We start from the raw sequence: 17037 nt of genomic DNA, 5'->3' as shown, positions 1-17037 counted from the left end.
TCGGCTCCTGTCATGCCGGGTGGTCTGGCTGGCGGGTGAACGCCAGGACTTCGGGATGATCGACGGGTACCAGTTGCGGGTGGCTCCAATTGCTCACCTCACCGACACCCAGGACCAAGAGCCCACCCGGTGCAAGCCGCTGGACCAGCTGATTGAGCAGGTCTCGACGCAGCCAGCGGCGGAAATAAATCAGCAAGTTCTGACAAAAAATGACATTGAGCCCCTGCAAGGGCGCCTGGCCCAGCTCCAGCACATTGAGCCGGGCAAAGCACAGTCGCTCCGCCAAGCCGGCGACGACCTCGAAACTGCCGTCCGCCTGGGCACGGAAATAGCGCTCGCGCAGGCTGGCCGACACGCCGGCCAGCCGCTGCAGGCTGTAGCTACCCTGCCGCGCCTGGCGCAGGGCTTCGCTGCTGATGTCGGTGCCGGTCAGGGCGAACGTCAGGGGTCGCGCCTGCCGTGCCAGGACTTCGGCGGTACTGATGGCCATCGAAAACGCTTCCTCTCCACTGGCGCACCCCAGACTCCACAGGGTCAGCCCCTGGCCCTCGGTGGTCCGGGCGAATTCACTCACATAGGCTTCCAGCAGCGCGAAGGAAGGGGGATGGCGAAAGAAGCGGGTGGCCTGGATGGTCAGCCGATCGAGCAGTCGGACCCATTCGATGCGCCCGCTGATACCCGCGCAGACGACCTGGTAGTAGCTGTCGTAGTCCGCGATCGCCAGTTCGCGCATGCGCGCGGCCAACTGGATCTGCAGAAAGCTGCGCTGGCGATCGTCCAACACCATGCCGGCGCGGGTTTCCAGCAGCTGTCGCCAACGCTCGAAGTCCGCATCCGGCAGCTCGGGAGCACGGCGCAACGCCCAACTCGACTCCCCCACCCCGTCTCCCCCCTCGCCACACCACGATGTGGCCGCTGCATTCAGCCCAGCGGCTGCTCGTTCGGCAGATTGAAGCCCGACACCGAACGCCGCATCTCGCTGGCCAGCTTGGCCAGCTCGCCGATGCTGCGCGCGGTGGCGGTGGTACCGGCCGAGGTCTGCGAGGTGATCTCCTGAATCACGTTCATGGTGCTGGAGATGTGGCTAGCGGACGAGGACTGCTGGCGCGCGGCGTTGGAGATGTTCTGGATCAGTCCGGCCAGGCTCTGGGAAACCTTCTCGATCTCTTCCAGCGCCACACCGGCGTCCTGGGCCAGGGCGGCCCCGCGCACCACTTCCGAGGTGGTCTGTTCCATGGAGATGACCGCCTCGTTGGTGTCGGTCTGGATCGCCTTGACCAGGGCCTCGATCTGCTTGGTGGCGCCGGAAGAGCGTTCGGCGAGGCGCTGGACCTCGTCGGCGACCACGGCGAAGCCGCGACCGGCGTCACCGGCCATGGAGGCCTGGATGGCGGCGTTCAGGGCCAGAATGTTGGTCTGGTCGGCGATGTCGTTGATCAGGCCGACGATGTCACCGATCTCCTGGGACGATTCGCCCAGGCGCTTGATTCGCTTGGCGGTGTCCTGGATCTGCTCGCGGATGCTGTCCATGCCGATGATGGTGTTGTGCACCACCTGGTTGCCCTTGTTGGCGATGGCCACGGAGCGCTCCGCCACCGCGGTGGACTCCGAGGCGTTGGTGGATACCTGGTCGATGGACACGGCCATCTCGTTGATCGCCGCGGAGGCCCCGGCGATTTCCTGGGCCTGGTGCTCCGAGGCCTCGGCCAGCACCGTCGCGGTGTCCTGGGATTCCTGGGCGGCGGCGGCCACCTGCACGGCGGTCTGGTTGATGGTCTCCACCAGTTCGCGCAGCTGGTCGATGGAGTAGTTGATGGAGTCGGCGATGGCGCCGGTGAAGTCCTCGGTCACCGTGGCCTGCACGGTCAGGTCACCATCGGCCAGGTCGGCGATCTCGTCCAGCAGACGCAGAATGGCGGTCTGGTTGCGCTGGTTCTTCTCGTCGGTCTCGGCTAGGCGGCGGCGGGTATCGCGCACCAGGATGTAGCCGATGCACAGGATGGCGCCGAGGGCGATGAACACCAGCAGATAGCTGCCCACGGTGTTGATCTTGCGGCTCTGGGCCAGCGAAGCGTAACCGGCGCTCAGCTCCGAGGCGGAACCGAGCAGTGCCTGGGAGCCCTGGTAGATCAGGCCCACGGCGGAGCGGATCTGCAGCAGTTCGGGCGAGGTGGCGAGAATCTCGTCGACGTTGCCGGAGACGAATTCGAACAGCTTGTTGGCTTCGTTGAGTCGGCCGACCGCCTCGGGGTCGGTGATCTTGGCGATGCCCATGGAGGCATTACCTTCGCGCATGGCCTTGAGTACCCGGCCGAACAGGCTGGCGTCGCGGCCAAAGCTGTCGGCAGCCTGGACGGCGGCTTCGTCGCCGGTAAGGATCTTGTTGATGGAACCGAGGATCCGCTCGGCCAGCAGTGCCTGACGCTGGGCCACCACCACCTGGCCGGCGGGCGCGCCGCGCTCGATCAGGATGTCGACGATCTCTTCGTTTTCGACCTGCAACTGGGGAATGGTGTCGGCCAGGGCGCCGGACAGCTGGTGCAGGGACAGCACGGTCTGCTCGCTGCCGAGCATGGTGTCGACCTGCTTGCGCTGGGTCTCCCATTGGGATTGCAGGGTATCCAGACGCGGGCCGAGGATCGCCGGCGAGGGCGGCAGACCGGTCTGCGGATCGCCGCTGCGCAGGATGGTCAGGCGCCGCTCGAACTCGGCGCGCGCCTGGCGCAGGTCCCTGAAGGCCTCGGCCTTGCCGGTGGCGGCCTCACTGGCACTCTTGGCCAGCTGCTGCGAGAGAATCCGCAGCTCGGTGGCCTGACCCTGATACTGGTTGTCGTAGTTGGTCTGGGTGCCCAGGTACGCGAAGTTGGCGAACAGCAGCACGATCGCGACGATCAGCACCACGAACATGCCCGCGACCCACGCGTTGATTTTCCCGGTATTGAGTTTGTTCATCAGCGGCCCCCGCCTGGACCTTGGTTCCTTTAGTTCTATCCTTGTCGGACGCCGGATCGGTTCGCTTGAAACCGATGCTCGTCGCCCTACCCCCACCCGTCGGCGACGGCTCCTGCCATCCCGACCCCGATCCGCCTCGCAGCGCCCGGACGCCTGGCGACCTAGGCCGCGACGTCCATGAATTCGGGATGCTCGACCAAGGCGCGTGGGCTGCAGACCAGCCAGAGCACGTCGCGTTGGAAGACACCTTCCAGAAAGAAGTGCAGGCCCGACGGCACGTTGTCGGCGTGCTCGTGATAGGCCTCGATGTCGAAATGCTGCATACCCAAGACTTCGTCAACCGCCAATCCGACGAAGAGGTCGCCATGGTCGACGATCAGGATGCGCCGCTGTTTGCGCAGGGCCTGGATCTTTACGCCGAGGAATTGCCCCAGGTCGGCGATCGGCAGCAGGCGACCGCGTACGTTGGCCACGCCCTTGAGCCAGGGTTTGACGCCGGGCAGCGCGGTGAAGCGCGGCTCCGGCAGGATCTCGCTGACCTCGCCCATGGGAATCACGAAGCGCAATTCACCGAGACGAAAGCCGATACCGCTCCAGCTGCGCTGGTTTTCCTGTTGCGCCGGCAGACCGGCCGCCCGCTCGCGGCAGCGCAGATCGATCAGGCGCAAGAGTTCATAGGGCGTGGTAGCGTCGCTCATAGGATTCCCTGCCCTGTAGGGCGCTGCCGCGAGAAACGGACGTCGGACGTTAGCCTTGCAGGACACCCGCCAGGGTGCGCAGTAGGGTGTCTTCGTCGATGGGCTTGGTGAGGTAGTCCTTGGCGCCCTGGCGCTTGCCCCAGACCTTGTCGGTTTCCTGGTCCTTGGTGGTGACGATGACCACCGGAATGTGGCTGGTCTCGGCATCCTTGGTCAGCTGCCGGGTGGCCTGGAAGCCGTTGAGGCCGGGCATAACGATGTCCATCAGGACCGCATCCGGCTTCTCCTGACGGGCCAGGGCGACGCCATCGGCACCGTTCTCGGCCTTGAGCACCTGATGCCCATGCTTTTCCAGCATGGCGGTGAGCTTGTACATCTCGGTGGGAGAGTCGTCGACGATCAGAATTCGAGCCATGAAAATTTCCTACTAGATAGAATCGCCCGCCTCAGGACACTCAGGACGCTTGTTCGAGCGGAGTGAAACTGGGGACGTGGGTCTTGATCGCACCGATCAGCTCTTCTTTGCTGAAGGGTTTGGTGAGGTACTGGTCAGAGCCGACGATGCGGCCCTTGGCCTTGTCGAAGAGGCCATCACGCGAAGACAGCATGATGACGGGCGTCGCGCGGAAGGCGCTGTTGTTCTTGATCAGCGCGCAGGTCTGATAGCCATCCAGTCGCGGCATCATGATGTCCACGAAGATTATGTGGGGATGACTATCGGCGATCTTAGCGAGCGCATCGAATCCATCGATGGCGGTGATGACCTCGCAGCCAACTTTCTTGAGCAGGGTCTCGGCGGTCCGACGAATCGTCTTCGAGTCGTCGATCACCATGACCTTCAGCCCTTCCGAATACTGTTCCATGTTCAAGCTACCAGCTCATCGTCGATGAAACGTGAATGATGTCGATCCGGGCACTTTGGCGGCGCCTCTTTGTAGCACACAATACCGTGACGTACCACGCAGATCCCCTGGTGGCGGACCACCGGCCCGCCCACCACGACGATCGCGCAAGCATTGGCACTGAAGGGGATCGAAGGGCTATTCTGACGCCTTGCCCACGTAGAACCGAGGTCTAGCGTCAATGAGTATCCGCCTGGGGATCGTCATGGATCCCATCGAACGCATCTCCTATAAGAAGGATAGCTCCATGGCCATGCTGTGGGCGGCCAAGGCGCGCGGCTGGACCCTGCACTATTTCGAGATGCAGGACCTGTACCAGGTCGATGGCGAGGCCCGCGGCCGTGGCCGGCAGCTGGACGTGTTCCAGGATCCGGAGCGCTGGTTCGCCTTTGGCGAAGACGTCGACCTGCCCCTGCGCGAGCTGGACGTGATCCTGATGCGCAAGGACCCGCCCTTCGACAACGAATTCGTCTATGCCACCTACCTGCTGGAGCAGGCCGAGCGTGGCGGCACCCTGGTGGTCAACCGCCCGGCCAGCCTGCGCGACTGCAACGAGAAGTTCTTCGCCACCCTGTTTCCCGAGCTGGCGCCGCCGACCCTGGTCAGTCGTCGCGCCGACATCATCCGCGAATTCGCCCGCAGCCACGGTGACGTCATCCTCAAGCCGCTGGACGGCATGGGCGGCAGCTCGGTGTTCCGCCATCGGGAAGGCGATCCCAACCTCTCGGTGATCCTGGAGACCCTCACCGCCCACGGTACCCAGCAGATCATCGCCCAGCGCTACCTGCCGGGCATCAAGGATGGCGACAAGCGCATCCTGATGATCGACGGCGAACCCGTGGACTACTGCCTGGCGCGCATTCCGGCCCAGGGCGAGACCCGTGGCAACCTGGCCGCCGGTGGCCGCGGCGTCGCCCAGCCGCTGTCGGCGCGGGATCGCGAGATCGCCGCGACGGTGGGCCCGGAATTGCGCAAGCGCGGCCTGCTCTTCGTCGGCCTGGACGTGATCGGCGAGCACCTCACCGAGATCAATGTCACCAGCCCGACCTGCATCCGCGAGATCGATGCGGCCTACGACACCCGCATCGCCGAGCGCCTCATTGATTTGATCGCGCAGAAGCGCGCGCGCTGAGGCGAGGGTCCATGCTGCCCCCAGCGGCATGGACAAGCGCGGACACAATCCGCAGACTGGCGCCAGCCCTGCCGCGCGTCCTCTGCCCTTGCCGACCCAGTCAATGCCCAGCACCGCCTCCTCCACCGCCGCCCAGGTCCGTCCCGCCGACCGCCTGGGCTTCACGCTGCTCATCGCGACCCTGCTGCACGTCGTGCTGATCCTCGGCGTCGGTTTCTCGCTGCCCGAGCCCAGCCAGATCAGTCGCACCCTGGAGGTGACGCTGGCCAGCTTCAAGAGCGACGAGGCGCCCAAGCAGGCTGATTTCCTCGCCCAGGAAAACCAGCAGGGCAGTGGCACCCTGGACAAGGCGGCAGCGCCGAGCACCCCGGTGCAGGCGCCGTTCCACGACAGCGAGATCCGCCAGGCCGCGCCTCCGGCTCGCCCGCCGGCGGCGGATCGCGCCCAGGCGCCCAAGGCGGCGGTGACCACCCGCGCCCCGCGGCCGACCAAGGCCGAGCCCAGTCGCGAGACGCCCGAACGGGAACAGCGTGACGCTCCGAGCCCCGAATCAGACAGCCAAGCCGCCGAACTCGCCAGCCTGGAAGCCCAGCTCGCCGAGGAGCGCCAGCAATACGCCAAGCGGCCAAAGATCTGGCGGATCAACGCCGCCTCGACGCAAAAGGACAAGGGCGCCCGCTACAAGGAAGAATGGCGGCGCAAGATCGAGCGCATCGGCAATCTCAACTACCCCGAGCAGGCCAAGCGTGACCGCCTCTATGGCAGCCTGCGCCTGCTGGTGGCCATCAACAAGGACGGCTCGCTCTACGAGGTCCAGGTGCTGGAATCCTCGGGCCGCCCGGTGCTGGACCAGGCGGCGCTGCGCATCGTCCGGTTGGCGGCGCCCTTCGCTCCCTTCAGCGGCGATCTGGCCGACATCGACCGGCTGGAGATCATCCGCACCTGGCGCTTCGAGCGTGGCGACCGCCTGTCCAGTCAATAGCCCTGGACGCCGTTGGACTTGAAGCCGGACCGCGCAACCGGGAAACTTGCCGGTCATGAAGCCGACCTCCAGCACCACCCTACAGCACCAGCTCCTGATCGCCATGCCACAGATGGACGATCCCCATTTCGCCGAGACGGTGATCTACCTCGTTGACCACGGCCCGGATGGCGCCATGGGCCTGGTGATCAACCGACCCAATGGCCTGCATCTGGACGACTTGCTCGAACAGCTGCGGCCCGAGGTCCCGGCCACCCTGGAAGACACCCAGGTCGTGCTCTATGCCGGCGGCCCGGTGCAGACCGATCGTGGCTTCGTCCTGCATGACGCCGGCCCGGTGTTCCAGAACACCCTGGAACTGGACGAACTCAGCCTCACCACCTCGCCGGACGTGCTGTTCGCCCTCTCCGACGGCACCGGCCCGAGCCGCCACCTGATCACCCTGGGCTACAGCGGCTGGGGTCCCGGCCAGCTGGAAGAGGAATTGGCGGCCAATCTCTGGCTCACCACCCCGGCCACCAGCGCCCTGCTGTTCGAGACGCCCAGCGAGCAGCGCCTCGGCGCGGCAGCCGCCCTGCTGGGGGTCGACCTGCGCCTGCTCTCGCGCCAGGCGGGCCACGCATGAGCGCACCCAGCGGCCTCTACCTGGGCTTCGACTACGGCACCCGGCAGATCGGCGTCGCGGTCGGCCAGGCCGTGACCGGTCAGGCCCGCGAACTGCTCACCCTCAAGGCGCAGAACGGCGTTCCCGACTGGCAGCAGATCCAGCGCCTGCTGGACGAGTGGCGCCCCACCGCCCTGGTGGTCGGCCTGCCACTGAACATGGACGGCACCCCCAGCGAGATGAGCGAGCGCGCCGAACGCTTCGCCCGCCGCCTGCAGGGTCGCTACGGCTTGCCCGTGCATACCCATGACGAACGCCTCACCACCTATGCCGCCAAGGGCGAGCGCCTGCAGGGCGGTCAGCGCGACGGCTATCGCGAGCGCCCGGTGGACGCCCTTGCCGCCGCCCTCCTCTTGGAAGGCTGGCTGACCCAACAACTGGAACGGGCCGCGCGCCCGCAATCGGAGTAGCCATGCACCTGCCCTCTCCCGCCGAGCTCCTGCCGCGGCTGGCCGCCGACCTGCGCCTATCGTTGGATCGCCGCGGCATCACCGATCCCGGCTTCGTCGGCATCCATACCGGTGGCCTGTGGGTCGCCGAGGCCCTGTTGGCCGAACTCGGCCTGGATACCCCGCTGGGCAGTCTGGACGTCTCCTTCTATCGCGACGACTTCACCCAGAAGGGCCTGCACCCTCAGGTACGGCCCTCGGCGCTGCCGTTCGAGATCGACGGGCGCCACCTGGTGCTGGTGGACGACGTGCTCATGAGCGGCCGTACCGTCCGCGCGGCGCTCAACGAACTCTTCGACTATGGTCGTCCCGCCAGTGTGACCCTGGTCTGCCTGCTGGACGTCAATGCCCGCGAATTGCCGATCCAGCCCGACGTGGTGGGCGCCACCCTGAGCCTGGCCCCCACCCAGCGCGTCAAGCTGACCGGCCCCACGCCGCTCGCCCTCGAATACCGCGACGCTCCCGCCGCCTGACCTGGATCCGCTGCCATGACCGACGCTACGCGCTCGCTGCAACTCAACGCCCAGGGCCAATTGCGCCACTTCCTGTCGCTCGACGACCTGCCCGCCGAACTCCTCACCGAATTGCTCGATACCGCCGACTCCTTTTTGGAAGTCGGCGCCCGGGCGGTGAAGAAGGTGCCGCTGCTGCGCGGCAAGACCGTGTGCAACGTCTTCTTCGAGAATTCGACCCGCACCCGCACCACCTTCGAACTGGCGGCCAAGCGGCTGTCGGCGGACGTCATCACCCTCAACGTCTCCACCTCTTCCACCAGCAAGGGCGAGACGCTGTTCGACACCCTGCGCAACCTGGAGGCCATGGCCGCCGACATGTTCGTGGTGCGCCACGCCGATTCCGGCGCCGCCCACTTCATCGCCGAGCACGTCTGCCCCGATGTGGCCATCATCAACGGCGGCGACGGCCGCCATGCCCACCCCACCCAGGGCATGCTCGACATGCTGACCATCCGCCGCCACAAGGGCGACTTCGCCAACCTCTCGGTGGCCATCGTCGGCGACATCCTGCATTCGCGGGTCGCCCGCTCCGACATGCTGGCGCTGCGTACCCTGGGCTGCCGCGACATCCGCGTGGTCGCGCCGCGCACCCTGCTGCCGGTCGGCCTCGAAGAACTCTATGGCGTGCGCACCTTTACCGACCTGGCCGAGGGCCTGGACGGCGTGGACGTGGTGATCATGCTGCGCCTGCAACGCGAGCGCATGCAGGGTGGCCTCTTGCCCAGCGAAGGCGAGTACTACCGGCTGTTCGGCCTGACCCGCCAGCGCCTGGCCCGCGCCAAGCCCGACGCCATCGTCATGCACCCGGGACCGATCAACCGCGGCGTGGAGATCGAATCGGCGGTCGCCGACGGCGAGCAGTCGGTCATCCTCAACCAGGTCACCTACGGCATCGCGGTCCGCATGGCGGTGCTGTCGATGACCATGAGCGGGCAGACCGCCCAGCGTCAGCTACAGGAGAATGCGCAGTGAGCCTGAGCATCCGCAATGCCCGGGTGATCGACCCGGCCACCGGCCTCGACCAGGTCAGCGACGTCCATGTCGACCAGGGTCGCATCCTGGCCCTGGGCGAAGCGCCCCAGGGCTTCCAGGCCGACGAGCAGCTGGACGCCAGCGGCCTGATCCTGGCGCCTGGTCTGGTCGACCTGGATGTCGCCCTGTGCGAACCGGGCCTGACCCGCAAGGGCAATGTCGACAGCGAGACCCGCGCCGCCGCGGCCGGGGGCGTCACCAGCCTGTGCTGCCCGCCCACCACCCGCCCGGTGCTGGACACCACTGCGGTGGCCGAACTCATCCTCGACCGGGCGCGCACCGCCGATCACGCCCGCGTCCATCCCATCGGCGCCCTGACCAAGGGCCTAGGCGGCGAGCAGCTGGCCGAACTGATGGCCTTGCGCGACGCCGGTTGCGTGGCTTTCACCAACGGCCTGCAGCCCTTCGAGAATCTGCGGGTGCAGCGGCGAGCGCTGGAATATGCCGCCACCTTCGACCTTACCGTGGTCTTTACCGCTCTGGACGCCGACCTAGCCCATGGCGGCCTCGCCCATGAAGGCCCCACCGCCAGCTTCCTGGGTCTCACCGGCATCCCGGAGACCGCGGAGACCATCGCCCTGTCTCGCGACCTGTTGCTGGTGGAACAGAGCGGCGTGCGTGCCCATTTCGGCCAGCTGACCAGCGCTCGCGCGGTGGAGATGATCGCCGCCGCCCAGGCCCGCGGCCTGCCGGTGACCGCCGATGTGGCGCTCTACCAGCTGCTGCTCACCGACGAGGCCTTGCAGGGCTTTTCCAGTCTCTATCACGTCAAGCCGCCGCTGCGCACCGCGCGGGACCGCGACGCCCTGAGAGCCGGAGTGCGTGATGGGGTGATCGGCGCCATCTCCAGCCATCACCAGCCCCACGAGGCGGACGCCAAGCTGGCGCCCTTCGCCGCCACCGAGCCGGGCATCAGCAGTGTCGAATTGCTGCTGCCGCTGGCCCTGACCCTGGTGGAAGACGGCCTGCTGGATCTGCCGACCCTGCTGGCACGCCTGACCAGCGGTCCGGCCCAGGCGCTGCGCCTCGCGGCGGGCCGCCTGGCCAAGGGCCTGCCGGCGGACCTGGTGCTGTTCGCCCAGCAGCCGACCGCCCAGGCCGCCACGCCCTGGCTGTCGCGTGGCCGCAACTGCCCCTTCCAAGGCCTCACCCTGCCCGGCCGCATCGAACGCACCCTGGTAGGGGGACGCGCGACCTACCAGCGCGGCGCCTGAATAGAGGCGCCTGAATAGAAAAGGGGCTCCGCGGAGCCCCTTTTCTCTGTCTCTTAGCTGGATTAGCGCACCAGCCGCCGGCGATTCTCTTCGGAGATCTGCGAGTTGAGCGTCCAGAAGTCGTAGAGCACGCCCAGCAGGAAGAAACCCGCGGTAAAGAAATAGAGGATGGCGGTGATCCACTTGCCCAGATAGAGGCGATGGACGCCAAAGATGCCGAGAAAGGTCAGCAGGATCCAGCCCAGACTGTAGTTGATCGAACCGGACTGGAAACGCAGATCCGCCTCGCGATCCATGGCCGGGATCAGGAACAGATCGATCAGCCAACCGATGCCCAGCAGACCCAGGGTGCAGAACCAGAGGGTGCCGGTGACCGGTTTGCCATAGTAGAAGCGATGAGCGCCGAGAAAACCGAAGATCCACAGCAGATAGCCCATGACCTTGCTGTGGGTGTCCTGATACTGCATGCCTACGACCTCGCGACTGAAGGAAAAGACCCACCTTACCGACACCCTTACATTCACCGTGACTTTATGTCGAAAACTGGATGAATGCCCAGGGAGTCTCACTGGTTGGCGCTCTAGGGACCCCACTTTCCGCTAAAAATTACATAATTTCTTGATGAGAGGTGCACAAAATATCCACAGGGTTGGTATAGAATCCCTCGCTTCGATCTTCAGACACCCCTACGACAATGCGTTTATTTCTTCTGACATGGCTCTCCGCCTGTCTTGTGCTGCCCGCGGCAGTACAAGCGAAAGAGAACTCTGCAGCGCGCACTGCCGCTCCGGTCCACAAGGTCGCAGCCCGGCATGTCACCGCCGCTTCAGCTCCCAAGACCGCCGCCCGGCACGCCTCCGCTGCTCCCGCGCCTAAGGCCGCCGCTCGCCGCGTCGCGAAGGTGGACCCTACCCAGGCAGCCTCTGCCGCCCGCGCCAAGCACGCCGCCCGCGCTACCAGCGCCCTGCACCGTAAGCAGGCCACCGCCCAGGCTGCCACCCGCAACGTCGGCGCCCAGGTCGCGACCCGCGCCATGGACCTGGTTGGTACCCCTTATCGCTACGGCGGGACCAATCCGCAGAACGGCCTGGATTGCAGCGGCCTGGTGAACTACGTCTATCGCGACGTACACAACGTCAAGCTGCCGCGTACCTCCCGCGAGCTGTCCCAGCTCAAGGGCCCCAAGGTCGCTCGTGGCGATCTCAAGGCCGGTGACCTGGTGTTCTTCAAGACCGGTCAGCGCAGCGGCATCGATCACGTCGCCATCTATCTGGGCAACGACCGTTTCGTCCATGCCCCGCGTAGCGGCGAAAGCGTTCGCGTCGATCACCTGAGCAAGCCCTACTGGACCAAGAGGTTCGCCTCGGCCAAGCGCGTGCTGCAACAGCCCACTACCCTGGCGGCGGAAACCACGTCCGTCGCGGACAAGCCGCGTACCAAGCGTACCCGCAAGTCCTGATCCCTCCCCCTCGCTTCGCCGGGCACTACCGCCCGGCGGAGTGTCGCTCCACTCGGCGCCGCCCGGCGCAAAGCCATTGAACGACGCTCCGCTTCCTGGATACTGTATGCAATCACAGTCCAGGAGATCTCGATGGAGCTCGCCGACAAGCTGATCATTCTCGCCGATGCCGCCAAGTACGACGTATCCTGCGCCAGCAGCGGTGCGCCCAAACGCAGCTCGAAGGGCAAGGACGGCCTGGGCTCGACCGATGGCATGGGCATCTGCCACAGCTTCACCCCGGATGGGCGCTGCGTGGCTCTGCTCAAGGTGCTGCTGACCAATTTCTGCCAGTACGACTGCCAGTACTGCGTCAATCGCCGCAGCAGCAATGTGCCGCGGGCGCGCTTCACGCCCGAGGAAGTGGTGCAGCTGACCCTCGACTTCTACCGGCGCAACGTCATCAGCGGGCTGTTTCTCAGCTCCGGCATCATCCGCTCCTCCAACTACACCATGGAGCAGATGACCCGGGTGGCCCAGCTGCTGCGCGAACAGCACCAGTTCCGCGGCTATATCCACCTCAAGACCATTCCCGACGCCGATCCCGAGATCATCGCCCAGGCCGGTCTTTATGCCGATCGCCTGTCGGTGAACATCGAACTGCCCACCGAGAGCAGCCTGATCAAGCTGGCGCCGGAAAAGAACGGCAGCAGCATCCGCAAGACCATGGGCAACATTCGCCTGGGGCTGGAGGAAGCCGAGGCCGAAGCCAAGGCGCCGCGTTTCGCGCCAGCTGGCCAGAGCACCCAGATGATCGTGGGCGCCGATGCCACCGACGACCGCACCATCCTCGATACCGCCCAGACCCTGTATGGCGCCTATCGCCTCAAGCGCGTCTACTATTCGGCCCTCAGCCCCATCCCGGAAAGCCCGGGTACGGTGCCGCTGCAACCGCCGCCGCTGCTGCGCGAGCACCGGCTGTACCAGGCCGACTTCCTCATGCGCGGCTACGGCTTCCAGGCGGAAGAGCTGCCCACCGAAGATGGCCAGTTGCCGCTGGACGTAGATCCCAAGCTGGCCTGGGCGCTGCACAATCGCGCCATTTTTCCGCTGGATCTCAACCGCGCCGACCAGGCACTCATCGCCCGGGTGCCCGGCATCGGTGTGCTCTCGGCCAAGCGGCTGGTGGAGCTCAGGCGCGAGCGGCGCATCCGCTACGCCGACCTGATCCGCCTGAAATGCAGCGTCGAGAAGGCACGGCCCTTCATCATCACCCAGGACTACCGACCGCAGCCGCGCCTGGCGGAATCCCTCGACCTGCGCCGGCAACTCGCCGAACCGCCCGCCCAGCTCGCCCTGCTCTAGATGCAGAGAGTCGACTTCGACGGCACCTTCGCTGGCTGGCGCAAGGAGGCGCGCCGGTTGCTCCAGGCGGGTATCGCCCCGGCCCAGGTGAGCTGGCAGGAAAGTCGCGGCCTGGGCGATCTGTTCGACGAACCGGCCGAGGCCACGGCGCCGCCGCCCAGCGGCGCCATACGTATCCCGCCGCAACTGGCCGAAGCCCTGACCTATGCCGCCTGCTTTCGCAGCGACGATCGCTGGGCGCTGCTCTACCAGGTGCTCTGGCGGGTCGCCCGAGGCGAACGTGCGGCGATGTTGGCCGGTGACGAGGACGGCAGCGAATTGCAGCGTCGGGTCAAGGCGATCCGCCGCGAGATCCACCATGTGCATGCCTTCCTGCGCTTTCGGCCGCGTGCGGAGAGCGCCGGTCCGCCGGCCTGGGTGGCCTGGCACCAGCCGGCCCATGACGTCCTGGCCCTGGCGGCGCCGCATTTCTGCGACCGTATGGGCAACAGCAGCTGGCTGATCGCGACCCCGGAGGCCGCCGCGCTCTGGGATGGCCAGGCGCTGCAACTGGTGGAGCCCTGCCCCGCCGAGCTGCAGCAACTGGCGCGGCAGACGCCGGAAGACGATGACCGCAACGCCGGCGACGAACTCTGGCGCGCCTACTACCGCAGCACCTTCAATCCGGCGCGGGCCAATCCGCGCACCTTGCGCGGCAACATGCCGGCGCGCTTCTGGAAGGATCTACCGGAAGGGCCGCTGATCCCGACGCTGCTCAGCGAGGCACGGGCCGGCGCCCAGCGCCTGGCCCAGGCCGAAGCCGTGGGCCGCCAGGGCGGTCGCGAGGTGCTGATCGCCGCCGAGCGCGCCCAGCCGGAACGCCCGCTGCCCACCACCCTCGACGAGTGCCGCCGCTGCGAGTTGTGGGAAAAGGCTACCCAGCCGGTGGCCGGCGAAGGCCCGCGCACCGCCCGCATTCTGCTCTTGGGCGAGCAGCCCGGCGATCAGGAAGACCTGGCGGGTCGCCCCTTCATCGGACCGGCCGGGCAGGTGCTGATGGCGGCGCTGGCCAAGGCGGGCCTCGCGCGCAGCGAGGTGTTCCTGACCAATGCGGTCAAGCACTTCAAATGGATTCCCCAGGGCAGGCGACGCAAGCACGTCACCCCGGGACCGGAGATCGCGCCCTGCCGCTACTGGCTAGAGCAGGAACTGCGCGACATCCGGCCGACCGTGGTGGTGGCCCTGGGCTCGACCGCCCTGGAAGCCTTGCTCAAGCGCAAGCCACGGGGCCTGGCGCAATTCATGGGCCGACCACTGCGGCTGGACGAGCGCTGGATCATTGCCACCTATCACCCCTCCTACATCCTGCGCACCCCGGACGCCGAGCAGCAGGAGCAGGCACGCCAGGCGCTGGTCGCCGCTCTGCGCGAGGCCAGGACCCTGGCCGCCGAGAACGAAGACGAAGGCTAGCGGAAGCGCTTGGGCGGATCGTCGCCCATGTCCACCGAGAGGTTACGGGTGAGCTGATTGAGGTGATCGGCGTCCGTTTCCGACCCTAGCTTGATCATCAGCCGCAGGTCGTTGGCGGAATCGGCGTGGGCCAGGGCCGCTTCGTAGCTGATCTCGCCGTCGCGATAGAGACCATAGAGCGACTGGTCGAAGGTCTGCATGCCCAGTTCACCGGACTTCTTCATCAGCGCCTTGAGTTCGTGCACCTCTCCCTTGCGGATCAGGTCGGCGGCCAGCGGGGTGTTGAGCAGCACCTCGATCACGGCACGACGGCCCTGGCCATCGGTAGTGGGCACCAGTTGCTGGGCGACGATGCCCTTGAGATTGAGCGACAGGTCCATCCAGGTCTGGCTGTGCCGATCGGCCGGGAAGAAATGGATGATGCGATCCAGCGCCTGGTTGGCGTTGTTGGCGTGCAGGGTGGCCAGGCACAGGTGACCGGTCTCGGCAAAGGCCAGGGCATGTTCCATGGTGTCCCGGCTGCGGATCTCGCCGATCATGATGACGTCCGGCGCCTGGCGCAGGGTGTTCTTCAGGGCCACCTCGAAGGATTCGGTGTCGATGCCCACCTCGCGCTGGGTGACGATGCACCCCTGGTGCTGGTGGATGTATTCGATGGGGTCCTCGATGGAAATGATGTGTCCCGCCGAGTTCCTGTTGCGATGGCCGATCATGGCCGCCAGCGAGGTGGACTTGCCGGTGCCGGTGGCGCCGACGAAGATCACCAGCCCGCGCTTGGTCATGGCCAGCTTCTTGATGATCTCCGGCAGGCGCAGCTGCTCGACCGTGGGAATGTTGACCTCGATGCGGCGCAGCACCATGCCCACCAGGTTGCGCTGGTAGAAGGCGCTGACCCGGAAGCGACCGATGCCGCGGGCGCTGATGGCGAAGTTGCACTCGCGCTTCTGCTGGAATTCCTGCCGCTGCTCGTCGTTCATCACCCCCAGCACGATGGCTCGGCACTGATCCGGCGTGAGCGAATCCTTGGTGACCGGCGTCATGCGCCCGTTGATCTTCATCGAAGGGGGCACGCCGGTGGTGATGAAGAGGTCGGACGCCCCCTTGTCCACCATCAGCTGCAGGAACCTGTCGAAATCCATCAGAAGTTCTCCGGCGTCTTGGCCTTCTCGCGGGCCGCGTCGCGGCTGATCAGCCCCTTGGCCAGCAGCGCCTTGAGGCACATGTCCAGGGTCTGCATGCCCAGGCCGCCACCGGTCTGGATCGAGGAATACATCTGCGCCACCTTGTCCTCGCGGATCAGGTTACGGATGGCCGGGGTACCGATCATGATCTCGTGGGCCGCCACCCGGCCGCCGCCGACCTTCTTGAGCAGGGTCTGGGAGACCACCGCCTGCAGGGATTCGGACAGCATGGAACGCACCATGGACTTCTCTTCCGCCGGAAAGACGTCCACCACCCGGTCGATGGTCTTGGCCGCCGAGGTGGTGTGCAGGGTGCCGAACACCAGGTGCCCGGTCTCGGCCGCGGTCAGCGCCAGGCGGATGGTCTCCAGGTCGCGCAGCTCGCCGACCAGGATGATGTCCGGGTCCTCGCGCAGCGCCGAGCGCAGGGCTTCTGAAAAGCCCAGGGTGTCGCGGTGCACCTCACGCTGGTTGACCAGGCACTTCTTGGACTCGTGGACGAATTCGATGGGATCCTCGATGGTGAGAATGTGGTGGTACTTGGTGTTGTTGAGGTAGTCGAGCATGGCCGCGAGGGTGGTGGACTTGCCCGAACCGGTCGGCCCGGTCACCAGCACCAGGCCGCGCGGGACGTCGGTGATCTTCTTGAACACCTCGCCCATGCCCAGCTCTTCCATGCTCAGCACCTTGGACGGAATGGTCCGGAACACCGCGCCGGCGCCGCGATTCTGGTTGAAGGCGTTGACCCGGAAGCGCGCCACGCCCGGCACCTCGAAGGAGAAGTCGGTCTCCAGGAATTCCTCGAAGTCCTTGCGCTGCTTGTCGTTCATGATGTCGTAGATCAGCGCGTGCACCTGCTTGTGCTCGAAGGCCGGCAGGTTGATGCGGCGCACGTCGCCGTCGACGCGGATCATCGGCGGCAGGCCGGCGGACAGGTGCAGGTCGGAGGCGCCTTGCCGCGCGGAAAAGGCCAGCAATTCGGTGATATCCATGGGACTCCCAGATGTCGAGCAAGCAGGTAGAATGCCGCGCAGCACTGGCGGTCTGACCTGGTCACCGCCACT

The 17037-nt window shown here is 66.2% G+C and carries 18 protein-coding genes; 10 read left to right on the top strand and 8 right to left on the bottom strand.

The genetic code is table 11. The annotated features are described in order from the left end of the window. Nucleotides 1-10: 10 nt before the first annotated feature. The 5 genes from LRS53_RS18820 to pilG all read right to left on the bottom strand — a co-directional run bounded on the left by LRS53_RS18820 (nucleotide 11) and on the right by pilG (nucleotide 4513). Nucleotides 11-859: a CheR family methyltransferase gene (locus LRS53_RS18820; protein WP_269216785.1), complete on the bottom strand. Its 849-nt coding sequence runs from the start codon at nucleotides 857-859 to the stop codon at nucleotides 11-13. Nucleotides 860-921: 62 nt separating this feature from the next. Beyond that, entirely contained in the window at nucleotides 922-2952 is a 2031-nt protein-coding gene (locus tag LRS53_RS18815; protein WP_231356929.1) for a methyl-accepting chemotaxis protein, read from the bottom strand. A 161-nt stretch (nucleotides 2953-3113) separates the two neighbouring features. Continuing rightward, nucleotides 3114-3650, bottom strand: coding sequence for a chemotaxis protein CheW (locus tag LRS53_RS18810; RefSeq protein ID WP_231356928.1), 537 nt, complete (start codon nucleotides 3648-3650; stop codon nucleotides 3114-3116). A 49-nt stretch (nucleotides 3651-3699) separates the two neighbouring features. Further along, nucleotides 3700-4065 carry a twitching motility response regulator PilH gene (pilH, locus tag LRS53_RS18805; RefSeq protein ID WP_007161680.1) on the bottom strand — a complete coding sequence of 122 codons (366 nt, stop codon included), beginning with the start codon at nucleotides 4063-4065 and terminating at the stop codon, nucleotides 3700-3702. A gap of 40 nt (nucleotides 4066-4105) precedes the next feature. Next, entirely contained in the window at nucleotides 4106-4513 is a 408-nt protein-coding gene (gene pilG / locus LRS53_RS18800; RefSeq protein ID WP_007161679.1) for a twitching motility response regulator PilG, read from the bottom strand. A 220-nt stretch (nucleotides 4514-4733) separates the two neighbouring features. Between pilG and gshB the strand changes: the two genes are divergently transcribed. The 7 genes from gshB (at nucleotide 4734) to LRS53_RS18765 (ending at nucleotide 10540) form a co-directional block, all read left to right on the top strand. Further along, a complete protein-coding gene (gene gshB / locus LRS53_RS18795; RefSeq protein WP_231356927.1) occupies nucleotides 4734-5684 on the top strand; it encodes a glutathione synthase in 951 nt (316 codons plus the stop codon). A 103-nt stretch (nucleotides 5685-5787) separates the two neighbouring features. Next, nucleotides 5788-6666: an energy transducer TonB gene (locus tag LRS53_RS18790; RefSeq protein ID WP_231356926.1), complete on the top strand. Its 879-nt coding sequence runs from the start codon at nucleotides 5788-5790 to the stop codon at nucleotides 6664-6666. A gap of 55 nt (nucleotides 6667-6721) precedes the next feature. Then, the gene (locus LRS53_RS18785) at nucleotides 6722-7291 is read left to right on the top strand and encodes a YqgE/AlgH family protein (RefSeq protein WP_231356925.1); all 570 of its coding nucleotides are present in this window, start codon (nucleotides 6722-6724) and stop codon (nucleotides 7289-7291) included. Next, nucleotides 7288-7740 carry a Holliday junction resolvase RuvX gene (gene ruvX / locus LRS53_RS18780; protein ID WP_007161675.1) on the top strand — a complete coding sequence of 151 codons (453 nt, stop codon included), beginning with the start codon at nucleotides 7288-7290 and terminating at the stop codon, nucleotides 7738-7740. The genes LRS53_RS18785 and ruvX overlap by 4 nt, the downstream gene beginning before the upstream one ends. Nucleotides 7741-7742: 2 nt before the next feature. Further along, on the top strand, nucleotides 7743-8252 hold the full coding sequence (gene pyrR / locus LRS53_RS18775; RefSeq protein WP_017640979.1) for a bifunctional pyr operon transcriptional regulator/uracil phosphoribosyltransferase PyrR: 510 nt from the start codon (nucleotides 7743-7745) through the stop codon (nucleotides 8250-8252). Between the two features lie 15 nt (nucleotides 8253-8267). After that, nucleotides 8268-9266 carry an aspartate carbamoyltransferase catalytic subunit gene (locus tag LRS53_RS18770; RefSeq protein ID WP_017640980.1) on the top strand — a complete coding sequence of 333 codons (999 nt, stop codon included), beginning with the start codon at nucleotides 8268-8270 and terminating at the stop codon, nucleotides 9264-9266. Further along, nucleotides 9263-10540, top strand: coding sequence for a dihydroorotase (locus tag LRS53_RS18765; protein ID WP_184292040.1), 1278 nt, complete (start codon nucleotides 9263-9265; stop codon nucleotides 10538-10540). Before LRS53_RS18770 ends, LRS53_RS18765 begins: the two co-directional genes overlap by 4 nt. Before the next feature lie 62 nt (nucleotides 10541-10602). Here LRS53_RS18765 and LRS53_RS18760 read toward each other — a convergent pair whose 3' ends face one another. Next, the gene (locus LRS53_RS18760; protein WP_017640982.1) at nucleotides 10603-11007 is read right to left on the bottom strand and encodes an NINE protein; all 405 of its coding nucleotides are present in this window, start codon (nucleotides 11005-11007) and stop codon (nucleotides 10603-10605) included. A gap of 434 nt (nucleotides 11008-11441) precedes the next feature. Between LRS53_RS18760 and LRS53_RS18755 the strand changes: the two genes are divergently transcribed. From LRS53_RS18755 to LRS53_RS18745, 3 genes are all read left to right on the top strand, one after another. Further along, on the top strand, nucleotides 11442-11999 hold the full coding sequence (locus LRS53_RS18755; protein ID WP_017640983.1) for a C40 family peptidase: 558 nt from the start codon (nucleotides 11442-11444) through the stop codon (nucleotides 11997-11999). 132 nt (nucleotides 12000-12131) lie between these two features. Continuing rightward, the gene (locus LRS53_RS18750) at nucleotides 12132-13343 is read left to right on the top strand and encodes a putative DNA modification/repair radical SAM protein (RefSeq protein WP_231356924.1); all 1212 of its coding nucleotides are present in this window, start codon (nucleotides 12132-12134) and stop codon (nucleotides 13341-13343) included. After that, nucleotides 13344-14792, top strand: a complete 1449-nt coding sequence (locus LRS53_RS18745; protein WP_231356923.1) for a UdgX family uracil-DNA binding protein — start codon at nucleotides 13344-13346, stop codon at nucleotides 14790-14792. Here the strand turns inward: LRS53_RS18745 and LRS53_RS18740 are convergent. Both LRS53_RS18740 and pilT read right to left on the bottom strand, forming a co-directional pair. Continuing rightward, nucleotides 14789-15931 (bottom strand): PilT/PilU family type 4a pilus ATPase, encoded by a 1143-nt coding sequence (locus LRS53_RS18740; protein WP_017640986.1) that lies wholly within the window; start codon nucleotides 15929-15931, stop codon nucleotides 14789-14791. The genes LRS53_RS18745 and LRS53_RS18740 overlap by 4 nt on opposite strands. Continuing rightward, nucleotides 15931-16965 (bottom strand): type IV pilus twitching motility protein PilT, encoded by a 1035-nt coding sequence (gene pilT / locus LRS53_RS18735; RefSeq protein ID WP_007161666.1) that lies wholly within the window; start codon nucleotides 16963-16965, stop codon nucleotides 15931-15933. The genes LRS53_RS18740 and pilT overlap by 1 nt, the downstream gene beginning before the upstream one ends. Nucleotides 16966-17037 lie beyond the last annotated feature (72 nt).

The organism is Pseudomonas sp. PLB05 (assembly GCF_021106615.1).
GTDB classification, from domain to species: Bacteria; Pseudomonadota; Gammaproteobacteria; order Pseudomonadales; family Pseudomonadaceae; genus Chryseomonas; species Chryseomonas benzopyrenica.
Note: the sequence above shows the minus strand (reverse complement) of the source record. Positions and strands in the feature narration are given on the sequence as shown.